This window comes from Serratia sp. CY82433, assembly GCF_052166535.1.
Taxonomy (GTDB): domain Bacteria; phylum Pseudomonadota; class Gammaproteobacteria; order Enterobacterales; family Enterobacteriaceae; genus Serratia; species Serratia sarumanii.
Genome location: NZ_JBJNOR010000001.1, coordinates 2142106 through 2167015, shown reverse-complemented (window position 1 = coordinate 2167015; position 24910 = coordinate 2142106). Strand labels below are relative to the sequence as shown.

Below are 24910 nucleotides of genomic sequence, written 5' to 3'. Positions count from 1 at the left end.
ATGTCTTTACTGAACATTTTTGATATCTCCGGCTCGGCGCTATCGGCGCAATCCCAGCGCATGAACGTCAGCGCCAGCAACATGGCCAACGCCGACAGCGTGACCGGCCCGGACGGCGAGCCTTACCGCGCCAAGCAGGTGGTGTTCCAGGTCGCGGCGGCGCCCGGGCAGCCGACCGGCGGCGTGCGCGTCGCCCAGGTGGTGGACGATCCGGCGCCCGAACGTCTGGTGTATCAGCCGGGCAACCCGCTGGCGGACGCCAAAGGCTACGTGCGCATGCCGAACGTCGACGTGGTGGGGGAAATGGTCAACACCATCTCCGCTTCCCGCAGCTACCAGGCCAACGTCGAGGTGCTCAACACCACCAAGTCGATGATGATGAAAACCCTGACGCTGGGTCAGTAACCGGAGGTTCCCATGGCTATCGCCGCAACCACCAACGAGTCGTTGGACAACACCGTCATCGGTAACAACAGCAAAAATACCAACAGCCAGGATCTGCACAACAGCTTCCTGACGCTGCTGGTGGCGCAGTTGAAAAACCAGGATCCGACCAATCCGATGCAGAACAACGAACTGACTTCGCAGCTGGCGCAGATCAACACCGTTCAGGGCATCGAAAAGCTCAACACCACGCTGGGGTCGATCTCCGGCCAGATCAACAGCAATCAGTCGCTGCAGGCGACTGCGCTGATCGGTCACGGCGTAATGGTGCCGGGCAACAACATTCTGGTCGGCAGCAAGGACGGCAAGGTCAGCACCACGCCGTTCGGCGTGGAACTGGAGCGCGCCGCCGATCAGGTGACCGCCACCATCACCAACGCCAGCGGGCAGGTGGTGCGCACCATCGAAATCGGCGGCCTGACCGCCGGCGTACACGCCTTCACCTGGGACGGTTCGCTGGATGACGGCACCACCGCGCCTGACGGCGCCTACAAAGTGGCGGTTAACGCCAAAGGCAACGGCGAGCAGCTGGTGGCGCGCAGCCTGCACTTCGGGCTGGTCAACGGCGTGATCCGCGACGGCAACGGCGCCAAATTGGATCTCGGCCTGGCGGGCAACGCCACCCTGGAAGACGTGCGACAGATCTTATAACCCTAAGCATCAGGCTCAATCGGACGATAGCCTGACCACTATTCGGAGAGTAACATGGCCTTTTCTCAGGCAGTCAGCGGCTTGAACGCGGCAGCAACCAATCTGGACGTGATCGGTAACAACATCGCCAACTCCGCGACCGCGGGCTTCAAATCCGGCAGCGTCTCCTTCGCCGACATGTTCGCCGGTTCGCAGGTTGGGCTGGGCGTCAAGGTGTCCGGCATCACCCAGAACTTCAAGGGCGGCACCACCACCGGCACCAGCCGTGCGCTGGATATCGCCATCAACGGCAACGGCTTCTTCCGCATGCAGGATAAAGACGGCGGTATCTTCTATACCCGCAACGGCCAGTTCAAGCTGGACGAGAACCGTAACCTGACCAACATGCAGGGCCTGCAGCTGACCGGTTATCCGGCGGCCGGTTCCCCGCCGACCATCCAGCAGGGTGCCAACCCGGTGCCGCTGAGCATTCCTGAAGGCATGATGAATGCCAAGGCGTCCACTTCCGGCGAGATGGTGACCAACCTGAAGTCCACCCATAAGGTGCCGGAGAACAAGACCTTCGATCCGACCAAACAGGACAGCTACAACTACGTCAACACCATCACCGCTTACGACTCGCTGGGCAACGCGCACAACATCAACGCCTACTTCGTCAAGACCGACGACAACAAGTGGCAGGTCTATACCCAGGATGGCAGCGCCGCGCCAGTGAACGCCGGCACCATGGAGTTCAGCACCAGCGGCAACCTGGTGAAAACCACCAGCACCAACGGCGCGCCGGGCGAGTTCAGCATGGTGATCCCGATGACTGCCAAAGACGGCGCACCGGCGCAAAACTTCACCCTGAGCTTCGCCGGCAGCATGCAGCAGAACGTGGGCAGCGACTCGGTGAGCAAAGTGGCGCAGGACGGCTATGCCGCCGGTGAATACACCAACTTCCAAATCAACAACGACGGCACCGTCGTGGGCATCTACTCCAACCAGCAGACCCAGGTGCTGGGCCAGATCGTCATGGCCAACTTCTCCAACCCGGAAGGGCTGGCGTCGCAGGGCGATAACGTTTGGCAGGAAACCGGCGCGTCCGGCCAGCCGCGCGTCGGTCTGTCGGGCGGTGGCGGCTTCGGTAAGCTGACCAGCGGCGCGCTGGAATCTTCCAACGTCGATCTGAGCCAGGAACTGGTGAACATGATCGTCGCGCAGCGTAACTACCAGTCCAACGCCCAGACCATCAAGACGCAGGACTCCATCCTGCAGACGCTGGTTAGCCTGCGCTAATAGGGCCGAGTTATGGATCACGCGATTTATACCGCGATGGGCGCGGCGCGCCAAACGCTGGAGCAGCAGTCCATCACCGCCAACAACCTGGCCAACGCGTCGACGCCGGGCTTTCGCGCCCAGCTCGCCGCATTGCGCGCGGTGCCGGTCGACGGGCCGAGCCTGGCGACGCGCACCTTGGTGACCGCGTCGACGCCGGGCGCCGACATGAGCCAGGGGGCGCTGAACTACACCGCGCGTCCGCTGGACGTGGCGCTGCAGCAGGACGGTTTCCTGGCGGTGAGCCTGCCGGGCGGCGGTGAGGCCTATACCCGCAACGGCAACATTCAGATCTCCTCCACCGGGCAGTTGACGGTGCAGGGGCTGCCGGTGATGGGCGACGGCGGCCCGATCGAGGTGCCGCCGTCGGCGGAGATCACCATTGCGGCCGACGGCACCATTTCGGCGCTGAACGCCGGCGATCCGCCGAACACCATCGCGCAGATCGGCCGCCTGAAGCTGGTGAAGGCTGATGCGCGCGAAGTGATGCGCGGTGACGACGGGCTGTTCCGCCTGACGCCGGAAACCCAACAGCAGCGCGGCAATCAGTTGCAAAACGATCCGCAGGTGCGGGTGATGCCGGGCGTGCTGGAGGGCAGCAACGTCAAGCCGATGGAGACCATGGTCGACATGATCGCCAACGCCCGCCGTTTTGAAATGCAAATGAAGGTCATCCACAGCGTGGATGAAAACGAACAGCGTGCCAACTCACTGCTCTCATTGAGTTAAGCAGCAAGGAAATAACCGATGATTCCATCCTTATGGATTGCCAAAACCGGTCTGGACGCGCAGCAGACCAACATGGACGTGATCGCCAACAACCTGGCGAACGTCAGCACCAACGGCTTCAAACGCCAGCGTGCGGTATTTGAAGATCTGCTGTACCAGACCATGCGTCAGCCGGGGGCGCAGTCCTCCGAGCAGACCACGCTGCCTTCCGGCCTGCAGATCGGCACCGGCGTGCGTCCGGTGGCGACCGAGCGTCTGCACAGCCAGGGCAACCTGTCGCAGACCAACAACAGTAAAGACGTCGCCATCAAGGGGCAGGGTTTCTTCCAGGTGATGCTGCCGGACGGCACCCAGGCCTATACCCGCGACGGGTCGTTCCAGATCGATCAGAACGGCCAACTGGTGACCTCCAGCGGTTTCCAGGTGCAGCCGGCGATCACCATTCCGGCTAACGCGCTGTCCATCACCGTCGGCCGCGACGGCATCGTCAGCGTCACCCAGCAGGGGCAAACCGCCGCCCAGCAGGTCGGCCAACTGACGCTGACCACGTTCGTCAACGACAGCGGTCTGGAGAGCGTGGGCGAGAACCTGTACCAGGAAACCGAAAGCTCGGGTGCGCCGAACGAGAGCACCCCGGGGCTGAACGGCGCCGGTTTGCTGTATCAGGGTTACGTGGAAACCTCCAACGTCAACGTGGCGGAAGAGCTGGTCAACATGATTCAGACTCAGCGCGCGTACGAGATCAACAGCAAAGCGGTATCGACCTCCGATCAGATGCTGCAAAAGCTGACGCAACTGTAATCTGTCATTGACGGGCCCGGCTTGCCGCGCCCGTCATTCTCTTTCGTGAAACAAAGGCGATACCCGTGGTAACCACATATTCGATGGCAATCCTGCCGCGGCAGGGACAACGCTGGCTGGCGGGCATGGTGATGCTGACGCTGAGCGGCTGCGCCTATATCCCGCACAAACCGCTGGTGGACGGCGCGACCACGGCGCAACCGGCGCCGGCCAGCGCGCCGATGCCGAACGGCTCGATCTTCCAGACGGTGCAGCCGATGAACTACGGCTACCAGCCGCTGTTCGAAGACCGCCGTCCGCGCAACGTCGGCGACACCCTGACCATCGTGCTGCAGGAAAACGTCAGCGCCAGCAAAAGCTCCTCCGCCAACGCCAGCCGCAACGGCGCCAGCAAGTTCGGCGTCGCCACCTCGCCGCGTTACCTCGACGGCCTGTTGGGCAATGCGCGCGCCGATATGGACATTTCCGGCGACAGCACCTTCGGCGGCAAGGGCGGCGCCAACGCCAACAACACCTTCAACGGCACCATTACGGTGACGGTCAACCAGGTGCTGGCCAACGGCAACCTGCACGTGGTGGGGGAAAAGCAGATCGCCATCAACCAGGGCACCGAATTCATCCGCTTCTCCGGCGTCGTCAATCCGCGCACCATCAGCGGCAATAACTCGGTGACCTCGACGCAGGTGGCGGACGCGCGTATCGAATACGTCGGCAATGGCTATATCAACGAAGCGCAGACCATGGGCTGGCTGCAGCGCTTCTTCTTAAATGTTTCACCGTTCTAAGGATTGACTGATGCTGAAAAAATGGTTTATCGCGCTGTGCGTCGGGCTGGTGTGCTTGCCGGCGGCGGCGGAGCGCATCCGCGATCTGGTGACGGTGCAGGGCGTGCGAGACAACGCCCTGATCGGCTACGGCCTGGTGGTGGGGCTGGACGGCTCCGGCGACCAGACCATGCAGACGCCGTTCACCACCCAAAGCCTGAGCAACATGCTGTCGCAGCTGGGCATCACCGTGCCGCCGGGCACCAACATGCAGCTGAAAAACGTGGCGGCGGTGATGGTGACCGCCAAACTGCCGCCGTTCTCGCGCGCCGGGCAGAACATCGACGTGGTGGTTTCTTCGATGGGCAACGCCAAGAGCCTGCGTGGCGGCACCCTGCTGATGACGCCGCTCAAAGGCGTGGATAACCAGGTTTATGCGCTGGCGCAGGGCAACGTGCTGGTCGGTGGCGCGGGCGCGGCGGCCGGCGGCAGCAGCGTGCAGGTCAACCAGCTGGCGGGCGGGCGCATCAGCAACGGCGCCACCATCGAGCGTGAGCTGCCGACCACCTTCGGCAGCGGCGGCGTTCTCAACCTGCAGCTGAACGACGAAGATTTCACGCTGGCGCAGCAGATCAGCGACGCCATCAACCGCCAACGCGGCGGCGGCACCGCGACGCCGCTCGACGCCCGCACGATCCAGGTGCTGGTGCCGCAGGGCAACAGCTCTCAGGTGCGCTTCCTGGCGGAGATTCAAAACATTACCGTCAACGTCGGCGCGATGGACGCCAAAGTGATCATCAACTCGCGCACCGGTTCGGTGGTGATGAACCGCGATGTGATCCTCGACTCTTGCGCCGTCGCTCAGGGTAATCTGTCGGTGGTGGTCGATCGGCAGAACACCGTCAGCCAGCCGACGACGCCGTTCGGCGGCGGCCAGACGGTGGTGACGCCAAACACCCAGATCTCGGTGCAACAGCAGGGCGGATCGCTGCAGAAAGTGAACGCCAGCGCCAACCTGAACAACGTGATCCGCGCGCTGAACGCGCTGGGCGCCACGCCGATCGACCTGATGTCGATCCTGCAGGCGATGCAGAGCGCCGGCTGCCTGCGCGCCAAGCTGGAAATCATCTGATGGCTGGCGATCTGATGGCGATGTCGGGCGCGGCCTATGACGCCCAGGCGCTGAATGGCCTCAAGCGCGATGCGGCGGCTGACCCGCAGGGCAACCTCAAGCAGGTGGCCCAGCAGGTGGAAGGCATGTTCGTGCAGATGATGCTGAAAAGCATGCGTTCCGCCTTGCCGCAGGACGGGGTATTGAGCAGCGATCAAACGCGGCTCTATACCTCGATGTACGACCAGCAAATCGCCCAGCAGATGTCGCAAAAAGGGCTGGGGCTGGCGGACATGATGGTCAAGCAGATGAGCAATGCCAACACGGTGCCGAGTGAAACGGCGGGCCTGTCGCCGATGGCGCTGGATAACGAGGTGCTGCAAACGCTGCCGAACCAGGCGCTGGAGCAGATGGTGCGCCGCGCGATGCCGAAAGCTCCGCCGGCCGCCGCGCCGCTGTCGCTCAACAACGGCAACTTCGTCGCTCGTCTGTCGATACCAGCGAAGGTGGCCAGCCAGCAGAGCGGCATTCCGCATCAGCTGATCGTCGCGCAGGCGGCGCTGGAGTCCGGCTGGGGGCAGCGCGAGATCCCGACCTCAGACGGCACGCCGAGCTACAACCTGTTCGGCATCAAGGCCGGCGGCAGCTGGAACGGGCCGGTGACGGAGATCACCACCACCGAGTTCGAACAGGGCGCGGCGAAGAAGGTGAAGGCGAAGTTCCGCGTTTACGGTTCGTATGTCGAAGCGATCGCCGATTACGTCAAACTGCTGACCAACAACCCGCGCTACGCCGACGTGGCCGCCGCGCGCAGCCCGGAGCAGGCGGCGCATGCGTTGCAGCGCGCCGGATACGCCACCGACCCGCAGTACGCCAGCAAACTGGTCAGCGTGATCCAGCAGATGAAGAGCGCGGGGGAACAGGCGGTCAAAGCCTATACCCACGATTTGAAAGAGTTGTTCTAAATCCCCGTCATGCTTGTCGCCTTGCTGCGGCGCCAATTATTGAGGGGATAGGCGGTAATGAAGGCTGGCTGGAGGCTGACCGCATTGCCGCTTTTTTTCCTCAAGTTCTTCTCATTTTTGCCGATAACCGAGACAGGCTGAGCGAACAGGCTCAGCAGCTCAATTTGAACCCTGTGGGCCACCGGCGCCGCAGCATAAGGAATTCCGATGTCCAATAGCTTAATCAATACCGCGATGAGCGGGCTGAATGCGGCTCAGGTGGCGCTCAGTACCGTCAGCAACAACATCTCCAACTACAACGTGGCGGGGTACAACCGCCAGACCGCGATCCTGGCGCAGAACGGCGGCATGGCCACCATGAGCGGCTTTATCGGCAACGGCGTCACCGTCACCAGCGTCAACCGCGAGTACAACCAGTTCATCACCAACCAGCTGCGCGGCGCACAGAGTTCGTTCGGGGCGCAAAACGCCTATTACGAGAAGATTTCGCAGATCGACAACCTGTTGGCGAGCAAAACCAACCCGCTGTCGACCAACATGCAGGATTTCTTCACCAACCTGCAGAACCTGGTGAGCAACGCCGGTGACGACGCCGCGCGCCAGACGGTGCTGGGCAAGGCCAACGGCCTGGTGAACCAGTTCAACAACACCGACAAATTCCTGCGCGACATGGACAGCGGCGTCAATCAGCAGATCAGCGATACGGCGCAGCAGATCAACAGCTACGGCCAACAGATCGCCAAGCTGAACGACGAGATCACCCGTTTGCGCGGCAGCGCCGGCGGCGAGCCGAATGCGTTGCTGGATCAGCGCGATCAGCTGGTTACCGAGCTGAATCAGCTGGTGGGCGTACAGGTCACGCAGCAGGACGGCGACGCCTATACCGTCTCCTTCGCCAACGGTTTGACCCTGGTGCAGGGCAGCAACACCTATCAGGTGGAAGCCGTGCCTTCCAGCAGCGATCCTTCTCGTCTGACCATCGGCTATAACCGCGGCAATGGCGCCAGCGAAGTGCCGGAAGGCCAGATCACCAGCGGCACGCTGAGCGGCGTGCTGAAATTCCGCAGCGAGACGCTGGACGGCGTGCGCAATCAGCTGGGCCAGTTGGCGCTGGCGATGGCGGATAGCTTCAACCAGCAGCATCGCGCCGGTTTCGACCTGAACGGCGACGCGGGCGGCGACTTCTTCAGCTTCAGCGGCGGCCGGGTGGTGGATAACACCCGCAACACCGGCGATGCGTCGCTGTCGGTCGCTTACACCGACACCGGCAAGGTGAAGGCCAACGATTATCGCGTCGAGTTCGACGGCAGCAACTGGCAGGTCAGCCGCCTGCCCGACAACGTGAAAGTCAACGCCACGCCGGGCACCAGCGCCGACGGCAAACCGACGCTGAACTTCGACGGGCTGGAAGTGAGCATCGACGGCAATGCGCAGGCCAAAGACAGCTTCACCGTGAAGCCGGTCAGCGACGTGGCGGGCAATCTGAAAGTGGCCATCACCGATTCATCCAAGATTGCCGCCGCCGGTAAAGACGACAGCGGCCGCGGCGATAACGAAAACGCCAAGAAGCTGCTGGATCTGCAAACCAAAAACCTGGTGGACGGTAAGGCGACCCTGAGCGGCGCTTACGCCGGCATCGTCAGCGGCGTCGGCAACCAGACCGCTGCCGCCAAGGCCATCACCACGTCGCAGGCCAAGATCGTGACGCAGCTGGGCGCGCAACAGCAGTCGATGTCCGGCGTCAACCTCGACGAAGAGTACGGTGAGCTGCTGCGTTTCCAGCAGTACTACATGGCCAACGCGCAGGTGATCCAGACCGCCAGCTCGCTGTTCGATGCGCTGCTGAATATTCGTTGATTTTATTGTTAACCGGCGCCGATAACGGCGCCGGCCGCTCAGAGTAAGGAACCCACAGCATGCGCATGAGCACCAGCATGATGTACCAACAGAACATGAACGGCATCACGGGCAACCAGTCGCTGTTCATGAAGGCCGCCGAGCAGCTTTCCTCGGGCAAGCGGGTGATCAACCCGTCCGACGATCCGCTGGCGGCGTCGCGCGCGGTGATGTTGTCGCAGTCGCAGGCGGAAAACAGCCAATACACGCTGGCGCGCACTTTCGCTCGCCAAAGCGTGTCGATGGAAGAAACGGTCTTGGCCGGCGCAACGTCCACCATCGCGGACATGAAGGCGCTGATCGTCAGCGCCGGCGGCACCGAAAGCGATAACGACCGTCAGTCGCTGGCCACCCAGCTGCAGGGGCTGAAAGATCAGCTGCTGAACCAGGCCAACAGCACCGACGGCAACGGCCGCTATATGTTCGGCGGATACGTGAACGACAAGGCGCCGTTCGTCGATAACGGCGGCACCGTCAGCTATCAGGGCGGCGACAAGACGGTTCAGCAGAAAGTGGACGCCAACCGCACCATGACCATCGGCCATACCGGCAACGCGGTGTTCATGTCATTGACCAGCAACCCGAAGCCTGAGCCGGACGGCAGTGCGCCGGTCAGCAACGTGTTCGAGAGTATCGATATCGCGCTGAACGCGCTGAAAACCCCGCTGCAGGGCGCCGATGAGGCCACCAGGCAGCAGGTGAACGATGCGCTGGCGAAAGCCAACCGCGGCCTGGACAACTCTTACAACAACGTGCTGAGCGTGCGCGCCGAGCTGGGCAGCCAGCTGCAGGAAATGGATCAGCTGGACAGCATCGGCAAAGAGCGCGATATGACCAACCAGGTCCAGATGAGCGCGTTGACGGATGCCGATCTGGCCGAGTCTATTTCGTCTTACTTTATGCAGCAGGCGGCGCTGCAGGCGTCGTATAAAACCTTCAGCGATATGCAGGGCATGTCGCTGTTCCAGATGAATCGTTAAGAGCAATACCCCGTTGCCTGACCGCGACGGGTTTCCCTTTAGTGCGCTTAGAAAATACCCTCTCCGCCCCGCGGGGAGGGAGGCTTCTTGAAACCGGGCGCACTCGTTTGGCGCGTCGCTTGTTCTCCCACTACTGACTGAGCGACGCGCCTTTTTTTGTCTGCGTGTTCCCATTCACCTTAAGCGTCAGCGGAAAGGCACGCCGCGATCGTTGCCGGACCCTTTAGTGCATTGACTGCCTATGTTGACAAAGGCTGAGGCCGCCGCCGTGCCAATCGCACTGCCGTTACGGCTGGTCAGTTCTCTCAACATAGGTCGATCTCCTGTTAACGCGACTTCGCGTTATTTTTAGGGGTGTTGTTTTTGATTTGAGGCTTGGGGCTTGCATTGAGCAGCCACCGTATGGGGTTGCAGATATACTCGGCCAGTTTTAATGACCCGAACAAAGTAAACAGGATGATGACAAACCTATCGACGCCAGGCGGCAGAACAAACAAACCCCATGAAAAGCCCAACGTGTTTAAAATGGTGCTCATGATCAAGAGGGAAATGCCGGAGATAAATAAATCACTCAGCTGAAATTTTATCTTCATATTTACACCGATTATATTTTGGTGAGATTTGCAGCGTGCTGTCTGCAAGGTCGTTCTCAATATAACGCTGGGGGAATAAGGGGCAAAATCGATTTTTCTTGTCAGCGGATAAATAAGAGGTGTGAGTAAATCAAATTATTAATGCATTATCTCTAAATTTAGCGTGGCAGCGAGGGCGACGTGCTGCATTATTTCATTCCTGACAATGAAATGCACAGGATGTCGACATGGCTTGCCGACGGGTGATCAATGCCGGTTACGGCAGGAGCCGGGTTGCCGTCCCGGTGCAGCGTCGAATGGCGCAGCAGAGGCCGGATACGGGCGCAACCCGGAGTGTTTTGCTAAAAACCGTACGGTATTATTTCTTTTTCTTCACCACTTTCCATTTCCCGCCGTCGGCCGTCTCGGTAAAAGAAACTCTAAACTTGTTGCTTTTCCAGTGGGTCAAACCGAATAACCGGCGTGCCTTGCGGTTGCTTTTCGCTTTAATCATGATCTCGCTCCTGTGGTTAGCAAAGGTCGATACTGCGCCCTGCAGCCGGCAGGCGCCGGACGCATTTATTCAGGGTGTCAGTTATTTGCCGCGCATTTAACAATGCGTGACGGGGTTGTTTTTATTTTTTTTCACTCGAGATAAACGTATTTTATCGCCGCGGAAAATTAAGGAGGTGCAAGGCGATATTTTTTTGTTACCGGGTCTATTCTAGGTCGGGGTTTTATTTATTCAAGCCGCCGGAGACATTTGAACCTTAATCCGGATAAAAGACGTTTCTCAGGCTTTTGTTCCAGGAAAGCGTTTTTATTGCCATTTTGTCTCAGAGGGAAGCGGGAGGGAAAGAAGGGGCGGCTTAGGGGCTCAGAAAGTCATGCCGCCGATCACCGCCGCCAGCCGATCGAAGATTTCACCGAACAGATGCTCGCAGAACGGCGCCAGCATCGGCATCATCATGCCCAGCGTCATGATGCCGAAGGTCATGGTGACCGGGAAACCGATCACGAAGACCGACAGCTGCGGCGTCATGCGGTTGAGCAAGCCGAGCGCCATGTTGAGCGTCAACAGCAGGCAGATCAGCGGCAGCGCCAGCATCATGCCGTTGATGAAGATCAGCGAGCCGACCTGGGTCAGCACCAGGAAGCCGTTGCCGTTCAGCGGCTGCGTTTGGACAGGCAGGGTGTGGAAGCTGTCCGCCAGCAGCGAAATCAGCCACAGATGGCCGTCGAAGCTGAGGAACAGCAGCATCGCCAGCAGGTTGAGCAGGCGCGCCAGCACCGGCATGTTCGGGCCACCGCTGGGATCGAAGAAGGTGGCGAACGACAGGCCCATCTGCATGCCGATCACTTCGCCCGCCAGGCGCACCGCCGCGAAGGCGAACTGCATGGTCAATCCCAGCGCCACGCCGATCAGAATCTGTTGAATCGCCAGCCACAGGCCGGCGGCGGAGAAGATCGGGATATTGCTGGCGGGCAGCGTCGGCGCGATCAGGATGACGATCAGCCCGCCAAGGCCGATTTTGACCTTTTTGCTGATTTGCTTTTCGCTGAATACCGGCGCGGTGCTTATCAGCGCCAGAATGCGCAGCAGCGGCCAAAAATAGTGGCTGAGCCAGACGGTGAGCTGGGCGCTGTCGAAGGTGAGCACGGTTAGCCGATCAGGGTGGGCAGGTTGCTGAACAGGGTGCGCATGTAGTCCAGCAGCAGGTTCAACATCCAGGGGCCGGCGATGATGATGGTGGCCACCACCGCCAGAATTTTGGGGATGAACGACAGCGTCATTTCGTTGATCTGGGTGGCGGCCTGCAGCAGGCTGACCACCAGGCCGCTGATCAGTGCCGCCAGCAGCAGCGGGGCGGCCAGCGCCAGCGCCACTTTCATCGCTTCGGTGCCGAGCGCCATAACCGATTCAGGTGTCATCTCGCGTTCTCCGGTCGGGGGTTACGAATAGAAACTCTGCGCCAGCGAGCCGAGCAGCAGCTGCCAGCCATCGACCAGCACGAACAGCATCAGCTTGAACGGCAGCGAGATGGTGGCCGGCGGCACCATCATCATCCCCAGCGCCATCAGCACGCTGGCGACCACCAGGTCGATAATCAGGAACGGAATGAACACCGTAAAGCCGATCTGGAAGGCGGTTTTCAGTTCGCTGGTGACGTAGGCGGGCAGCAGGATGCGCATCGGCACCGCCTCCGGGCCGGCCAGCGGTGGCTGATTGGCCAGCCTGGCGTACAGCGCCAGATCGGTTTCGCGCGTTTGGCGCAGCATGAATTCGCGCAGCGGCTGCGCGCCTTTATCCAGCGCGACCTCCAACCCGATCTTGTCCTGGCTGAACGGCAGGTAGGCGTCCTGATAAACTTTGTCGAACACCGGCGACATGATGAAGAAGGTCAGGAACAGCGCCAGCCCCAGCATCACCTGGTTCGGCGGCGCCGACGGGGTGCCCAGCGCGTTGCGCAGCAGCCCGAGCACGATGATGATGCGGGTAAAGCTGGTCATCATCAGCAGCATGGCGGGCAGGAAGGTCAACGAGGTCAACAGCACCAGCGTCTGCACCGGCAGCGACCAGCTTTGGCCGCCGTTGGCCAGCGGCTGGCTGATCAGCCCCGGCAGTTGCGCCAAAGCCGCCGGGCTGATGAACAGCAGGGCGGCAGGGAGCCAAACCGCCGGACGGCGGACGAGGGTATGAAGAGTTGAGGTCATGCCGATTTTTCCGGGCGTTTCAGAACTTTTTGCATCAGTTGGCGGAAGTCCGCCGGCGTCGCCGCGTCGGCCGCGCCCTCGTCTTTCGGCGGGGCAGGCAGGGTGTGCAGCGGGGTGATCTGCTGGGCGGTGACGCCCAATACCAGCAAGGTGTCGTCGACTTCCACCACCACCACGCGCTCGCGCTGCCCGACCTGGCAACTGGCGCGCAGGTTGAGCAGCTTGTTGTTGCGCGCCTGCGGGGCGAAGCCCAGCCGACGGAACAGCCAACCGGCCAATAGGATCAGCAGCAGAATGCCGCCGAGCGCGCTGCTGACCTGCATCAACACCGAACCGGCCGGCAAGGCCGGCGCGGCGGGTGGTTGGCTGCTTTGGACGGTAACGGGCGCCGCGACGGTCATCAGCGGCTCAGTCGGCGCATGCGTTCGGACGGGGTGATGATGTCGGTGATGCGCACGCCGAACTTGTCGGCCACCACCACCACTTCACCTTGTGCGATCAGGTAACCGTTGATGAGGATGTCCAGCGGCTCGCCGGCCAGGCCGTCCAGCGCTACCACCGAGCCTTGCGACAGGCGCAGCAGCTCTTTGATGGTCATCTTGGTGCGCCCCAGTTCCACGGTCAGCTTGACCGGAATATCCAGGATCAGGTCGATATCCTGCAGGCTGCCGAGCGCATCCTGAGCTTCCAGCGACTTGAACACCCCTTCGGTGCTCGCGCCGGATTTCTCTGAGGACTGCTGCTCGTTAAACGCATCAGCCCACAGATCGTCTACGGATTCCTTTCCTTCGCCAGACGGTTGCTTAGGATCACTCATTGGGCTGTTCCTCACTCAGAGCATTCAAAATAGGGTTAATCAAATGTTCAACACGCAGGGCATATTGCCCGTTCAACGTGCCGTATTGGCTGGTCAGAACCGGTACGCCGTCCACATGGGCAATCAGGCGTTCCGGCTTGTCTATCGGTAATACATCGCCCGGCTGCAGCTTCAGGACTTTCGACAGCCGCATCGGGATATCGACGAAGTTGGCGATCAGTTCCAGTTCGGAGTGCTGCACCTGCTTCACCAGCGTTTCGCGCCAATGGCTGTCTTCCTGCCGCGAGTTTTCCAACGGCGGGTTGGTCAACAGCTCGCGCAGCGGCTCAATCATGGCGAACGGAATGCAGATGTTGAACTCGCCGGTCAGCGCGCCGATCTCCACCTGGAACGGCGTGGTGACCACGATATCGTTCGGCGAAGTGGTGATGTTGGTGAACTTCACCTGCATTTCGGCGCGTACGTACTCCACGTCGATCTTGTAGATGGCGCTCCAGGCGTCGCCGTAGGCGTCCAGCGCCAGGCGCAGCATGCGCTTGATCACCCGCTGTTCGGTCGGGGTGAACTCGCGGCCTTCGACCTTGGTCGGGAAGCGGCCGTCGCCGCCGAACAGGTTATCGACGGCGATGAACACCAGGCTCGGCGCGAACACGAACAGGGCGGTGCCGCGCAGCGGGTTCAGATGCACCAGGTTCAGGTTGGTCGGCACCGGCAGGTTGCGGGCGAACTCGTGATACGGCTGGATTTTGATCGGGCCGACGGTAATGTCCGGGCTGCGGCGCAGCAGGTTGAACAACCCCATGCGGAACTGCCGGGCAAAACGTTCGTTGATGATTTCCAGCGCGTGCAGACGCTCGCGCACCACGCGGCGCTGGGTGGTCGGATCGTAAGGCTTGACCTCGCTCTCTTTGCCGACTATCGCTTCGGGTTCATCACCCGCGCTGTCGCCGTTGAGCAAGGCGTCGATCTCTGCCTGTGAAAGAATGCTGTCGCCCATAGTGATTACCGCAGTATGAAGGCGGTGAACAGCACATCGCTGACCACCTGCTTCGGTTGTCCCTTAACCAGCGGCGGGCTGAGCACGTCCTTAATCTGCGCCACCAACCGTTGCTTCCCTTGTTCATTGGCCAGCTGGCTCGCTTCCTGACGGGAGAGCAGCATCAGCAGACGGCTGCGCACTTCCGGCAGAAAATCGTTCAGCTGACGGCGGGTACTTTCGTCCGGCAGACGCAGCGTGAGGCCGATGTACAGCACGCGATCCGGGTTGTTGTCCGGCGTCACCAGGTTGACGGTAAAGGTGTCGAGCGGCATGAACACCGGCGCGGCCGGCGGTTGCTGTTTGGCGGCGGCCGGTTCGGCGCCGTTTTTATGCTGTTGCAGCAGCCACCAGCTGTAGCCCGCGGCGCCACAGGCGACGACGCTGATCAACACCAGCAGGATGACTAGAAGGGAGCGTTTCGGTGCTGCGGGAAGGGTGTTCTGAGACATAGCCAAATCTAATTCCTGTTGTTCCACCCGCGGCCGGCGAGGCGGCGGGCATAGCGCGCGGCAAAGCCGCACGCATGACATGTAAAGGTATTATCGCGTCTATTGCGGCGTGCAATAGCTTGAATAGACGCGCAAATGGGTGCCAGCTTGGGCGTTTGCGGCGGCTCAGGCGAAAATATCGACGCCGTTGACCGCACTGGCCATGCGCTGCAGCGCCACCGGTGCGCTGACGCCCTCGGCGGCCGCAGTGTCACCGCCATGATGTTCCGCATAGCTGGCACGCCCCTGGCCGTTGGAAGCCTGCTGCTGCGCCTGTTGCTGCCATTGCGGCGTGGACTCGCCGCCCACGCTGCTTTGCCCCAGGTTGATGCCGCTCTCCGCCAGCGCGTGACGCAGCTGCGGCATCGCCGCTTCCACCGCCGCACGCACCTGGCCGTGAGCGGAGGCGATGTGCAGCTGCGCCTGCTGATCGTCCAGCTTCAGCGTGATCTGCAGGGCGCCCAGTTCCTGCGGGTGCAGGCGCAGCTCGGCGCTCTGCTGGCCGTTGCGGTGGAACATCAGCACCTGTTGGCTCAACGCCTGCTGCCACTCCGGGCTGCCCAGCTGCGCGTTGAGCTGCGGCGCAGGCGGCGCGGTCACCAGTGCGCTGGCCGGGGCGGCGGTTTGCGTCGGGCTGGCGGCGGTCAGGGCGACGGCGTGATTGAGCGGCGGCGGCTGTGGCGTATCGCCCGCCTGTAGCGGTTGTGCGGTGCTTGCGCGTTCGCCGTTGGTCGGTTGCGGGAGCACCGCCGTGGCGTTATCGCCGTCGGCGGCAGGCGTTTTCGCGCCCGTCGGCGACGGAGCAGGGGATGCCGATGAATGTGTGGCGGTTTTATCACCGGCCGCCGCGATGTTCAGCAGGCCGTTGCCGGGCTGCAGCGCAGTCGCCTCGTCAGCGCTTTCCACCGGCAGCGAGCGTTGGCCTTCGGCTGGCTGAGTCTGGGCGACGATCGCGGCCGGCAGCATGGCGTACAGCGCCTGCAGCGTTGCGGCATCCAGCTCTTTGGCGGCGGCGATCGGCGGCTGCGCCGGTTTGTCGCCGGCGGCGGGCGCTTCGCCCTCGGCGCCCTCAGGCGAAAGCGCGTTGGCTACGGTTGTCGGGTTCTGCAGCAGGCCGCCGCGCTCGCCGAAGGTGGCCAGCAGTTGATTGAGCTGGTTGCGGCTCAGGGCCGGGGCGCGTTCTTCGTCCGCGCTCAGCGCGACCGGCGGCTGTTTTCCGTCGGCGGCGGGCGCGAAACGGGCGCCGAGCAGTTGGGCGAAAGCGGACGACAGCTGGCTTTCATCCAGCGCCGAGGTCAGTTCGGCCAGGCCGCCGGCGTCGCCGGGTAAGGCCAGGCCGGGCAGGGCGTTCAGATTCATGGGTTGATATTCCTTTGTGCACTGCGTTGAGCGAACTCATCCATCAGTTTTTGATCCCGTTTGTTCTCCTGCTGCTGCTCCGCCGTCAGAGCGCGGGTATGCAGGGTCTCGAAAGCGTTCAGCCGCTGTTGTTTGTCTTGCCATTGCTTCACCGCATGATCCACTTTCTGCCCCCACTGCAGCAGCTGTTGGCGGTGCTGGTCGATGGCCTGTTCCAGCGTGCCGATAAACTGCTGGTAGTTTTGCCAGCGTGAGCTGTCCATGCCGTCGCAGAGCGTATGATTCAGCTTCTGGCGGTATTCGTCCTGATAGTTGAGCAGCATCGACAGCTGTTGCTCCGCCGCCTGCTGCGCCTGCCGTACCTGGCCCAGCTGTTGCGCGGCCTGTTCCACCGCATCCTGCGCCAGATCGCGCAGGGTAATCAGGGGTGACTGTGATTTCATCGCTGTGCGCCTCTGGTGACGTTAAACAATCAACTGCTGCAGCTGTTGACAGGCTTCATCGTAGCCGCTGCGTTCAAAGATGCCCTGTTGCAGGTAGGCTTCCATCTGCGGATACAGCGTCATCGCTTTGTCCAGCAACGGATCGCTGCCCGCCGCGTAGGCGCCGACGCTGATCAGATCGCGGTTGCGCTGATAGCTGGCCAGCATCTGTTTGAAGGTGCGCACCCGGCGGTAATGCTCTTCGTCGATCAGCGACGTCATGGCGCGGCTGATTGACGCTTCGATGTCGATCGCCGGGTAGTGGCCGGCTTCCGCCAGGCGCCGGGACAGCACCACGTGGCCATCGAGGATGGCGCGCGCCGAGTCGGCGATCGGGTCTTGCTGATCGTCCCCTTCGGTCAACACGGTGTAGAAGGCGGTGATGGAACCGCCGCCGCTGATGCCGTTGCCCGCGCGTTCCACCAGCGCAGGCAGCTTGGCGAAGACCGACGGCGGGTAGCCTTTGGTCGCCGGCGGCTCGCCGATGGCCAGGGCGATCTCACGCTGCGCCATGGCGTAGCGGGTAAGGGAGTCCATGATCAGCAACACATGCTGCCCGCGATCGCGGAAATCCTCGGCGATGCGGGTGGCGTAGGCCGCCCCCTGCATGCGCAGCAGCGGCGAGACGTCCGCCGGCGCGGCGATCACCACCGATCGCGCCCGGCCTTCGGCGCCGAGAATGTTCTCGATAAAGTCTTTGACCTCGCGGCCACGTTCGCCGATCAGGCCAACGACGATCACATCCGCCTGGGTATAACGGGCCATCATGCCGAGCAGCACGCTCTTGCCGACGCCGGAGCCGGCGAACAGGCCCATGCGCTGGCCGCGGCCGACGGTCAGCAGGCCGTTGATGGTGCGCACCCCCACGTCCAGCACCTGCTCGATCGGCGTGCGCTGCAAGGGGTTGAACGGTGCGGTGATCAGCGGCGCGCGGTAACCGGTTTCCGGTGAAGGCAGGCCGTCGAGCGGTTTGGCGCTGCCGTCCAGCACCCGCCCCAACAGGGCCGGGCCGAGCGGCAGCTGTTTGCCGGCGCTTTGGCCTTCCGGCGCGATGCGGGCGTAAACCCGCGCGCCCGGCACGATGCCTTCCACCTCTTCCAGCGGCATCAGGAACAGCCGCTGGCCGTTGAAGCCGACCACTTCGCTTTCCACTTCCTGCACCTCACCGGCGTCGTGCCGTTCGATGAGGCAGGTCGCGCCGAGCGGCAGCTGCAGGCCGGTGGCTTCCAACACCAATCCGGTGGCGCGGGTCAGGCGACCGTAGCGGCGCACCATCGGCGCGCGCGCGATGCGTTTTTCCAGCGTATCCAGAGAGCTCAGCCAGCGGCCGAGACGCGCGGTCATCAGACTTCTCCCGGTGCCGCCAGGCGGCACAATTCATGCCAGCGCGTCGCCAGGCTGGCGTCGAGATCGCCTTCCTCGGCGCTGACCTTGCAGCCGCCCGGGTGCAGCTCGCCGTCCGCCAGCAGGCGCCAGCCGTGCAGGCTGAGGGTGACCCCCAGCTGCTGCTCGACACGCGAGTAGTCGTCCGGGTGTACCCGCAGCTGCGGCTTGCCGTTGAACATCGGTTCCTGCTGGATCAGCTGTTGGATCTGCGCCAGCAGGGCGGTGCCGTCGCACACCGGCGGCTGGCCCAGCACCTGCTTGGCGGCGGTCAGCGCCAGCTGCATCAGCCGCGAAGCGATCACGCTGTCGAGCGCGTCCAGCGTGTGCTGGAATTCGGTGACCAGCTGCTGCCAGTGGGCGGTCAGCGGCTGTTGCTGCTGTTGCGCTTCCAGCAGCCCTTGCTGGCGGCCTTCCTCCAGTCCGGACTGAAAACCGGCCTCATAGCCTTTTTGCTGGCCGTCGGCATAGCCCACCTGCTGGCCCTGTTGCTCCGCCTGCAGGCGCAGCGTCGCCAACTGCTGTTGCAATTCGGCCTGTGCGTCCGGCGACGGATCGTCAAGTTCGAGATCCGGCAACTGTGGCAGTTCGATCGCCGGTTTCTGTTCGCCCAGATCGTTGAGCGACCAGGGCTGCCAGGGTAGGGTGTTAATGCGATCAGACATAGGTGTCCTCGCCGCCGCCGATGATCATTTCGCCGCTTTCCGCCAGGCGTCTCACCACCAGCAGGATGGCTTTCTGCTCGTTCTCCACCTGCGACATGCGCACCGGCCCACGGTTGGCCAGATCGTCGCGCAGGATGTCGGCGGCGCGTTGCGACATGTTCTTGAGGAACTTCTCGCGCAGCGGCTGCTCGGCGCCTTTCAAGGCGATCAGCAGCGACTCGCCTTCCACTTCCTGCAGCAGGCGTTGGATACTGCGATCGTCGACTTCCACCAGGTTTTCGAACAGGAACATCTCGTCGATGATCTTCTGCGCCAGCTCGCCGTCGTATTCGCGCATCGCGTCGATGACCGCTTCTTCCTGCTGGGTTTTCATCAGGTTGATGATCTCGGCGGCGGTGCGCACCCCGCCCATTTTGCTGCGTTTGAGGTTCTGGCCGTCGAGCAGGTTGTTCAGCACTTCGGTCAGCTCCGCCAGCGCCGCCGGCTGCACGCCGCCGAAGGTGGCGATACGCAGCATCACGTCGTTGCGCAGGCGTTCGTCGAACAGGGCCAGGATATCCGCCGCCTGGCCGCGTTTGAGGTGCACCAAGATAGTGGCGATGATCTGCGGGTGTTCGTCGCGGATCAGATCGGCGGCGCTCTGCGGCTCCATAAAGTTGAGCGTTTCCATGCCGGTGGTGGTCTCGCGCGATTCGAGAATGTCTTCCAGCAGGCTGGCGGCACGCTCTTCGCCCAGCGCCTTGACCAGCACCGAACGCAGGTAGTCGCTGGCGTTGACGCTCAGCGCCGCGTATTGCTCGGCGTCGTCTTCGAACTCGGTCAGTATTTCGCCGAGCTGTTTGTGTGAAACCTGGCTCATGCCGGCCATGGTGCCGCTCAGCAGCTGTACTTCGCGCGAGGAGAGGTGTTTGAACACCTCCGCCGCGCGATCTTCACCCAGCGTCATCAGCAGGATGGCGCTTTTGTCGGTTCCGGTCAGGCTCATATCTCGTTACTCATCCATTGGCGGATTACCAGAGCGACCACGCGTGGGTCTTTGTCAGCCAGATCGCGGATCCGCTGGCTCTGGACTTCTGCGCTGACGCGCTGCTGCGATTTACGACGCTGCGCCAGCTCCTCGTTGCTCGGTTTGCTGCTGTCGACCGCTTTGGCGGCAGGGGCGTTGGCGGCGGCGACGGCGGCCTGTTGCGCCGCCTGGCGCTGTTGCAGCTGCGGCCGCACCAGTTTGCGCCACAGCAGCCAGGCCACCAGCAGCACCAGCAGATAGCGGCCCGCGTCGATCAGGCGATCGATAAACGACTGGCTTTGCCAGAACGGCAGTTCGCCACCGGTCACCTGAGTGTCGGTAAACGGCGTGTTGACCACGTTCAGGGTGTCGCCACGGCTGCTGGAGTAGCCCATCGCTTCACGCACCAGCGCTTCGATCTGCGCCAGCTGCTCTTTGCTCATCGGCTGCGGTTTGCCGTCTTTATCGGTGCCCAGATAGTTGACCACCACGGCGACCGACAGACGCTGCACGGTGCCGGCTTTTTGCTGGGTGTGACGAATGGTGCGGTCGAGCTCGTAGTTGGTGGTCGCGTCGCGACGGGTATTTTGCGGCACGCCGTTGGCCGCCGCGCTGCGGGTGGTCGCGGCGTTTTGCGCGGTCGCGTTGGCATTGGCATTGGCATTGTTGCCTGCTGCGGTGGCCGGCTTGGCGGTCTCAATCGGCGCGGTGGCCGGCACGCTCGGCTGATTGGACAGCGCGCCCGGCACGCCGCCCACCTGTGGCCCGCCGATCTGCTCGCTCAGGCTGGTTTGCTGCGAGCGGATAGCGGCTTTGTCCGGCTGCTGGTTCGGCTGGTACTGCTCATCGGTTTGTTCGCGAGTGGCGAAGTCGATCTGTGCCGTGACCTGCGCACGCACGTTGGCGCTGCCGACCACCGGGGCGAGGATCGCTTCGATGCGGCGCTGGAAGCCGTTTTCGACTTCGTTGGCGTATTTCAGCTGCGAGGCGTTGAGATCGCGCCCGGTGCCGTCGGACTGCGTCAGCAGGCGCCCGGCCTGATCGACCACGGTCACGTTGCCCGGCGGCAGGCCGGCGACGCTGCTCGACACCATATAAACGATGGCGTTGATCTGGCCGTCGTCCAGCGCACGGCCGGGTTGCAGGGTCAGCGTCACCGACGCGGAAGGGGATTTCTGTTCGCGCACGAACAGCGAAGGTTTAGGCAGCGCCAGGTGAACGCGGGCGTTTTGCACCGGCCCCAGCGATTCGATAGTGCGCGACAGCTCGCCCTCAAGGGCGCGCTGATAGTTGATCTGTTCGCTGAATTGGCTGATACCGAATTTTTCCTGATCCAGCAGTTCGAAGCCGACAGCGCCGCCCTTCGGCAGCCCTTGCTGCGCGAGGCGCAGGCGGGTTTCATGCACCTTTTCCGCCGGGATCAGCAGCGCCGCGCCATTCTCGGCGAAGCGGTAAGGGATATTCATCTGCGTCAGCTGGGTGACGATGGCGCCACCGTCGCGGTCGTTCAGATTGCTGTACAGCACGCGATAGTCAGGGCTTTTCACCCACAACAGCAGCGCGACAACGATGGCGATCGCGGCGGAGGCGGCGACCAGCAACGGAATTTTCGGGTTGGCGCGCAGACGATTCCAGATGGCCTGCAGGCCGTTGTCGCGGCTTTCGCCGGCGGTTATCGAAGCACTCATTTTAGGTCTCGTCCTTCAATGGCGCTCACGATCCCGTATGGGCCGCTGAGCAGCTCCCTGCCAGGCTGATGAACGGTATGGTTAGCGTTGTGTGACAAAACAGACTCCCTGATACACATATCTTCTAAATAGCGGCGCTCCCATTTCTGGGCAGGCCATTATTCGCCTTATCAGACGATTCCGATTGCCCGATAAGCCGGGTTTTTTGCAGTTAATTAGCCGCTTTAGGTCTGAAAACGCTGTGCTAGGGTGTGCATCATTGGAGAAGTGCAGGGTGAAACGTCACCCGGCGAGACGAGATGATTGAGGACCAGATGGCGATTCAGGGCATTGAAGGGGTGCTGCAGCAGATGCAGACCATGGCGGTTCAGGCCGGCAAGATGGGGCAGAATACGGCGCCGCAGGGCGTCAGCTTCGCCAGCGAACTGACTGCGGCGCTCGGCAAGATCAGCGAGACCCAGCAAACGGCGCGCAAGCAGGCGCAGGATTTCGAACTGGGCGTGCCGGGCATCAGCCTGAACGATGTGATGGTCGATCTGCAGAAATCATCGGTCTCGCTGCAGATGGGCGTGCAGGTGCGCAACAAGCTGGTCGCGGCCTACCAGGACATCATGAATATGCCGGTGTGATGAACGTGCCGGTCATTTTGCAGTGACATTGGGGTCGGCGCTGTTACCCTATAGCGACGGTTAATTATCAGGATAGGATGATGTGCAAATCGCTGTATCTTGCTGTGGGCATTATGGCGCTGTCCGGATGCGCCGGGCAAAACGATGACTATTCATCGGCCCATAAAAACGCGGCTCATCAGGAAGCAGGCAAGGAATGGAAAGCGTTTGTTGCGCCGCTGTCCGTCAAAACGCAGTCGCCCGGCGAGCGAGAAATGAAACGCGCTGCCCGCCACGATTGAACCCGCGGCTCCGGTAGCATTTCATTATCGCAGGCAAAAAAAACCAGCTATCGGAATAGCTGGCTCAAAGTGCGATAAAACTTTATGTGATGTAGGAGCGTCGACACCTCATCGAGGTGGCGTCGACGTGGTCATCATATTTGTTATGTTATAACAAATCAATGCTACCGTGCGTTTGCTTCAGCCCACCAAGGCCACGATCCGCTGGTGGGCATTCGCCAGCCCCTGAGTGAGGCCGTGCGGTTTCATATCCAGCCCTTCGGCATAGATAAACTGCACCTCGCCGATCCCCATCAGCCCCAGTACCGAGCGCAGGTAGGGCGTCACGGCGTCGGTCGGCTGGCCGGCGTGTACGCCGCCGCGTGAACTGAACACCACTGCATTGACGCCTTCCACCAGCCCGACCGGGTAGGTGGCGGTATAGTTGAACGTCAGCCGGGCGCGGGCCACCAGATCGAACCAGTTTTTCAGCTGGGTCGAGACGTTGAGGTTGTACATCGGCGCGCCGATCAGCAGCTGATCGCTCCCTTTCAGTTCGGCGATCAACCGATCGGAAAGCGCCACCGCCGCTTTGGCGCGTGGGCTGATGTCATCTGCGCCGCGCAGCGCACTGAACAGCTCGCCGTCCAATACCGGCAGATCCAACGCCGTCAGATCGTGTTCGACGATCTGATCTTCATATCCTTTGGCCCGACGTTCCGCCAGATAGCGGTCAATCAGGTTGTTGGTCTGCGAGTCGTTTCCCATAATGCTGGATTTGAGCACCAGTATTTTTTTCATGCTGTTGTCCTCAGACGGTAATTGGCGGTTTCACCGGGCATTCCGGAATGACTGCAGGTTATCATTGCTCGATATTCACCAGTGGTGATAGGTTTTCACTTCATTGATTCCAATTTGGAAGCATTAAGATGAAAAGCGATCTCAGCGCGCTGCCGGCCTTTGTCGCCGTGGCGGAAGGCGGCAGCTTTGCCGCCGCCGCAGAAAAACTGCATCTGACGCGCTCCGCGGTCAGCAAAATCGTGTCGCGGCTCGAGGCGCGGCTTGGCGTGATGTTGTTTATGCGCACCACCCGCAGCCTGAGCCTGACGGATGAAGGGGCGCTGTACTATGAGCACAGTCGGCAGGCGTTGGCGAACGTTCAGGCGGCGGAAAACCAGCTGGACAGCGGCAAGATGCAGGTCAGCGGCCGGCTCAGGATCTCGATGCCGGTGTTGTTCGGCCATCTGTGTATTGCGCCCTTGATGACGGCGCTGGCGAATGAGCATCCGTTACTGTCATTGGAAATTTCGTTCAGCGACCGCAGGATCGATCTGATCGACGAGGGGTTCGATCTGGCGGTTCGCATCGGCGAACTGGCGGACAGCGGCAGTCTGGTTGCCCGACGCCTGGGTGAACACGGCATGCTGCTGTGCGCTTCGCCCGACTACGTGCAGCGCTGCGGCGCACCGACTTCGGTGGAGGCATTAAGCCGGCATCAGGCGGTGGGGTATCTGCACGCCGGCGCCGTGTTGCCCTGGCAACTTCGCGGTGAAAACGGCGAGCTGCGGCCGTTCAGGCCACCGGCCAAGATGATGATGGATGACATGCAGGGGATCGTCGATGCCGTTTCCGCCGGCGCCGGTATTGCCTGGCTGCCGGAGTGGCTGGTACGCGATCGGCTGATGGCCGGGACGCTGGTGGAGATCATGCGCGGTGAGTCCAGCCTCAGTTTTCCGGTGAATGCAGTGTGGCCCTATATGCCTTACCAACCGCTCAAAGTGCGGCTGGCGGTGGACAAACTGGTGGCGGAGCTGCCGGGAAAATTGGCGCTTGCTGCGCCGCTCCGGTAATGGCCGGCGCGACAGCCGACAGGAAATGGGCGTTAATGTACCGAATAGAGGGACGAAAACGGCGCTGTCAGGCTTATTGGGTGCGCAGGCAGCCGTTTATTATGGCCTGATTAGTAGGGTTATTATTCGAGGCAGGTCAATGAGCACTAAAAGCGAATCCAGATGGCGTCTGATCAGTATTTTATTGCTGACGGTACTCGTCGTGTTAATTGGCGTTCTGGTTAAACTGGACTGAAGTCTGGCCAGGCGATAAAAAGCCTGGCCGTTTTATTGTGCGGTAAGCAAACGCACCCTCTCTT

Annotated in this window: 30 protein-coding genes; 13 read left to right on the top strand and 17 right to left on the bottom strand. The window is 61.8% G+C overall.

The annotated features are described in order from the left end of the window. The 8 genes from flgC to flgJ all read left to right on the top strand — a co-directional run bounded on the left by flgC (window position 1) and on the right by flgJ (window position 6782). Window positions 1-405 carry a flagellar basal body rod protein FlgC gene (gene flgC, locus ACJ8PI_RS10535; protein WP_004934826.1) on the top strand — a complete coding sequence of 135 codons (405 nt, stop codon included), beginning with the start codon at window positions 1-3 and terminating at the stop codon, window positions 403-405. 12 nt (window positions 406-417) lie between these two features. Then, entirely contained in the window at window positions 418-1095 is a 678-nt protein-coding gene (gene flgD, locus ACJ8PI_RS10530; RefSeq protein ID WP_033634994.1) for a flagellar hook assembly protein FlgD, read from the top strand. A 54-nt stretch (window positions 1096-1149) separates the two neighbouring features. After that, window positions 1150-2373 (top strand): flagellar hook protein FlgE, encoded by a 1224-nt coding sequence (gene flgE, locus ACJ8PI_RS10525; protein WP_033634993.1) that lies wholly within the window; start codon window positions 1150-1152, stop codon window positions 2371-2373. A gap of 12 nt (window positions 2374-2385) precedes the next feature. Further along, window positions 2386-3141 (top strand): flagellar basal body rod protein FlgF, encoded by a 756-nt coding sequence (locus ACJ8PI_RS10520; protein WP_033647783.1) that lies wholly within the window; start codon window positions 2386-2388, stop codon window positions 3139-3141. Between the two features lie 18 nt (window positions 3142-3159). Continuing rightward, window positions 3160-3942 carry a flagellar basal-body rod protein FlgG gene (gene flgG, locus ACJ8PI_RS10515; protein ID WP_004934819.1) on the top strand — a complete coding sequence of 261 codons (783 nt, stop codon included), beginning with the start codon at window positions 3160-3162 and terminating at the stop codon, window positions 3940-3942. A gap of 83 nt (window positions 3943-4025) precedes the next feature. Beyond that, entirely contained in the window at window positions 4026-4727 is a 702-nt protein-coding gene (flgH, locus tag ACJ8PI_RS10510; protein ID WP_004934817.1) for a flagellar basal body L-ring protein FlgH, read from the top strand. A gap of 10 nt (window positions 4728-4737) precedes the next feature. Then, window positions 4738-5838, top strand: a complete 1101-nt coding sequence (locus ACJ8PI_RS10505; protein WP_004934816.1) for a flagellar basal body P-ring protein FlgI — start codon at window positions 4738-4740, stop codon at window positions 5836-5838. Next, window positions 5838-6782, top strand: a complete 945-nt coding sequence (gene flgJ / locus ACJ8PI_RS10500) for a flagellar assembly peptidoglycan hydrolase FlgJ (RefSeq protein ID WP_060438546.1) — start codon at window positions 5838-5840, stop codon at window positions 6780-6782. Before ACJ8PI_RS10505 ends, flgJ begins: the two co-directional genes overlap by 1 nt. Here flgJ and ACJ8PI_RS10495 read toward each other — a convergent pair. Further along, entirely contained in the window at window positions 6779-6997 is a 219-nt protein-coding gene (locus ACJ8PI_RS10495) for a hypothetical protein (RefSeq protein ID WP_039565507.1), read from the bottom strand. The genes flgJ and ACJ8PI_RS10495 overlap by 4 nt on opposite strands. On the opposite strand from ACJ8PI_RS10495, the gene flgK reads away from it, so the two are divergent. Next, window positions 6990-8639 (top strand): flagellar hook-associated protein FlgK, encoded by a 1650-nt coding sequence (gene flgK / locus ACJ8PI_RS10490; RefSeq protein ID WP_164134344.1) that lies wholly within the window; start codon window positions 6990-6992, stop codon window positions 8637-8639. The two genes, ACJ8PI_RS10495 and flgK, sit on opposite strands and share 8 nt — an antisense overlap. A 59-nt stretch (window positions 8640-8698) precedes the next feature. Further along, window positions 8699-9658 carry a flagellar hook-associated protein FlgL gene (flgL, locus tag ACJ8PI_RS10485; RefSeq protein WP_041035613.1) on the top strand — a complete coding sequence of 320 codons (960 nt, stop codon included), beginning with the start codon at window positions 8699-8701 and terminating at the stop codon, window positions 9656-9658. A gap of 326 nt (window positions 9659-9984) precedes the next feature. On the opposite strand, the gene ACJ8PI_RS10480 is transcribed toward flgL, so the two are convergent. The 15 genes from ACJ8PI_RS10480 to fliF form a co-directional block, all read right to left on the bottom strand. After that, the gene (locus ACJ8PI_RS10480; protein ID WP_049234834.1) at window positions 9985-10251 is read right to left on the bottom strand and encodes a hypothetical protein; all 267 of its coding nucleotides are present in this window, start codon (window positions 10249-10251) and stop codon (window positions 9985-9987) included. Between the two features lie 358 nt (window positions 10252-10609). Continuing rightward, window positions 10610-10744 (bottom strand): stationary-phase-induced ribosome-associated protein, encoded by a 135-nt coding sequence (gene sra / locus ACJ8PI_RS10475; protein WP_086556932.1) that lies wholly within the window; start codon window positions 10742-10744, stop codon window positions 10610-10612. A gap of 363 nt (window positions 10745-11107) precedes the next feature. After that, the gene (fliR, locus tag ACJ8PI_RS10470) at window positions 11108-11890 is read right to left on the bottom strand and encodes a flagellar biosynthetic protein FliR (RefSeq protein ID WP_033647774.1); all 783 of its coding nucleotides are present in this window, start codon (window positions 11888-11890) and stop codon (window positions 11108-11110) included. Window positions 11891-11892: 2 nt separating this feature from the next. Next, complete coding sequence (fliQ, locus tag ACJ8PI_RS10465) at window positions 11893-12162, bottom strand: flagellar biosynthesis protein FliQ (RefSeq protein ID WP_004934803.1); 270 nt, start codon at window positions 12160-12162, stop codon at window positions 11893-11895. Window positions 12163-12183: 21 nt separating this feature from the next. After that, window positions 12184-12945 (bottom strand): flagellar type III secretion system pore protein FliP, encoded by a 762-nt coding sequence (gene fliP / locus ACJ8PI_RS10460; protein WP_025303257.1) that lies wholly within the window; start codon window positions 12943-12945, stop codon window positions 12184-12186. Then, window positions 12942-13346: a flagellar biosynthetic protein FliO gene (gene fliO, locus ACJ8PI_RS10455; RefSeq protein ID WP_033647771.1), complete on the bottom strand. Its 405-nt coding sequence runs from the start codon at window positions 13344-13346 to the stop codon at window positions 12942-12944. The genes fliP and fliO overlap by 4 nt, the downstream gene beginning before the upstream one ends. Continuing rightward, window positions 13346-13762 carry a flagellar motor switch protein FliN gene (fliN, locus tag ACJ8PI_RS10450; RefSeq protein ID WP_004934799.1) on the bottom strand — a complete coding sequence of 139 codons (417 nt, stop codon included), beginning with the start codon at window positions 13760-13762 and terminating at the stop codon, window positions 13346-13348. The genes fliO and fliN overlap by 1 nt, the downstream gene beginning before the upstream one ends. Further along, window positions 13755-14759, bottom strand: a complete 1005-nt coding sequence (gene fliM / locus ACJ8PI_RS10445) for a flagellar motor switch protein FliM (protein ID WP_033634981.1) — start codon at window positions 14757-14759, stop codon at window positions 13755-13757. The genes fliN and fliM overlap by 8 nt, the downstream gene beginning before the upstream one ends. Window positions 14760-14764: 5 nt before the next feature. Next, window positions 14765-15250, bottom strand: coding sequence for a flagellar basal body-associated protein FliL (fliL, locus tag ACJ8PI_RS10440; RefSeq protein ID WP_033634980.1), 486 nt, complete (start codon window positions 15248-15250; stop codon window positions 14765-14767). A 165-nt stretch (window positions 15251-15415) separates the two neighbouring features. Beyond that, on the bottom strand, window positions 15416-16648 hold the full coding sequence (locus ACJ8PI_RS10435; RefSeq protein WP_041035608.1) for a flagellar hook-length control protein FliK: 1233 nt from the start codon (window positions 16646-16648) through the stop codon (window positions 15416-15418). Further along, entirely contained in the window at window positions 16645-17091 is a 447-nt protein-coding gene (fliJ, locus tag ACJ8PI_RS10430) for a flagellar export protein FliJ (RefSeq protein WP_033647768.1), read from the bottom strand. The genes ACJ8PI_RS10435 and fliJ overlap by 4 nt, the downstream gene beginning before the upstream one ends. A gap of 21 nt (window positions 17092-17112) precedes the next feature. After that, window positions 17113-18474 (bottom strand): flagellar protein export ATPase FliI, encoded by a 1362-nt coding sequence (gene fliI / locus ACJ8PI_RS10425; protein ID WP_033634977.1) that lies wholly within the window; start codon window positions 18472-18474, stop codon window positions 17113-17115. Next, the gene (gene fliH / locus ACJ8PI_RS10420; RefSeq protein WP_033634976.1) at window positions 18474-19178 is read right to left on the bottom strand and encodes a flagellar assembly protein FliH; all 705 of its coding nucleotides are present in this window, start codon (window positions 19176-19178) and stop codon (window positions 18474-18476) included. Before fliH ends, fliI begins: the two co-directional genes overlap by 1 nt. Then, window positions 19171-20163 (bottom strand): flagellar motor switch protein FliG, encoded by a 993-nt coding sequence (gene fliG, locus ACJ8PI_RS10415; protein ID WP_033634975.1) that lies wholly within the window; start codon window positions 20161-20163, stop codon window positions 19171-19173. The genes fliH and fliG overlap by 8 nt, the downstream gene beginning before the upstream one ends. Beyond that, the gene (gene fliF, locus ACJ8PI_RS10410) at window positions 20160-21872 is read right to left on the bottom strand and encodes a flagellar basal-body MS-ring/collar protein FliF (RefSeq protein WP_164134345.1); all 1713 of its coding nucleotides are present in this window, start codon (window positions 21870-21872) and stop codon (window positions 20160-20162) included. Before fliF ends, fliG begins: the two co-directional genes overlap by 4 nt. A gap of 314 nt (window positions 21873-22186) precedes the next feature. Between fliF and fliE the strand changes: the two genes are divergently transcribed. After that, a complete protein-coding gene (gene fliE, locus ACJ8PI_RS10405; protein WP_041038025.1) occupies window positions 22187-22501 on the top strand; it encodes a flagellar hook-basal body complex protein FliE in 315 nt (104 codons plus the stop codon). 80 nt (window positions 22502-22581) lie between these two features. Next, window positions 22582-22782 (top strand): hypothetical protein, encoded by a 201-nt coding sequence (locus ACJ8PI_RS10400; RefSeq protein WP_033647764.1) that lies wholly within the window; start codon window positions 22582-22584, stop codon window positions 22780-22782. A gap of 180 nt (window positions 22783-22962) precedes the next feature. Here the strand turns inward: ACJ8PI_RS10400 and ACJ8PI_RS10395 are convergent, their stop codons facing one another. After that, entirely contained in the window at window positions 22963-23562 is a 600-nt protein-coding gene (locus ACJ8PI_RS10395) for an FMN-dependent NADH-azoreductase (RefSeq protein ID WP_164134346.1), read from the bottom strand. Between the two features lie 128 nt (window positions 23563-23690). Between ACJ8PI_RS10395 and ACJ8PI_RS10390 the strand changes: the two genes are divergently transcribed. Then, complete coding sequence (locus tag ACJ8PI_RS10390) at window positions 23691-24611, top strand: LysR family transcriptional regulator (RefSeq protein WP_164134347.1); 921 nt, start codon at window positions 23691-23693, stop codon at window positions 24609-24611. The last annotated feature ends 299 nt before the right edge of the window (window positions 24612-24910 follow it).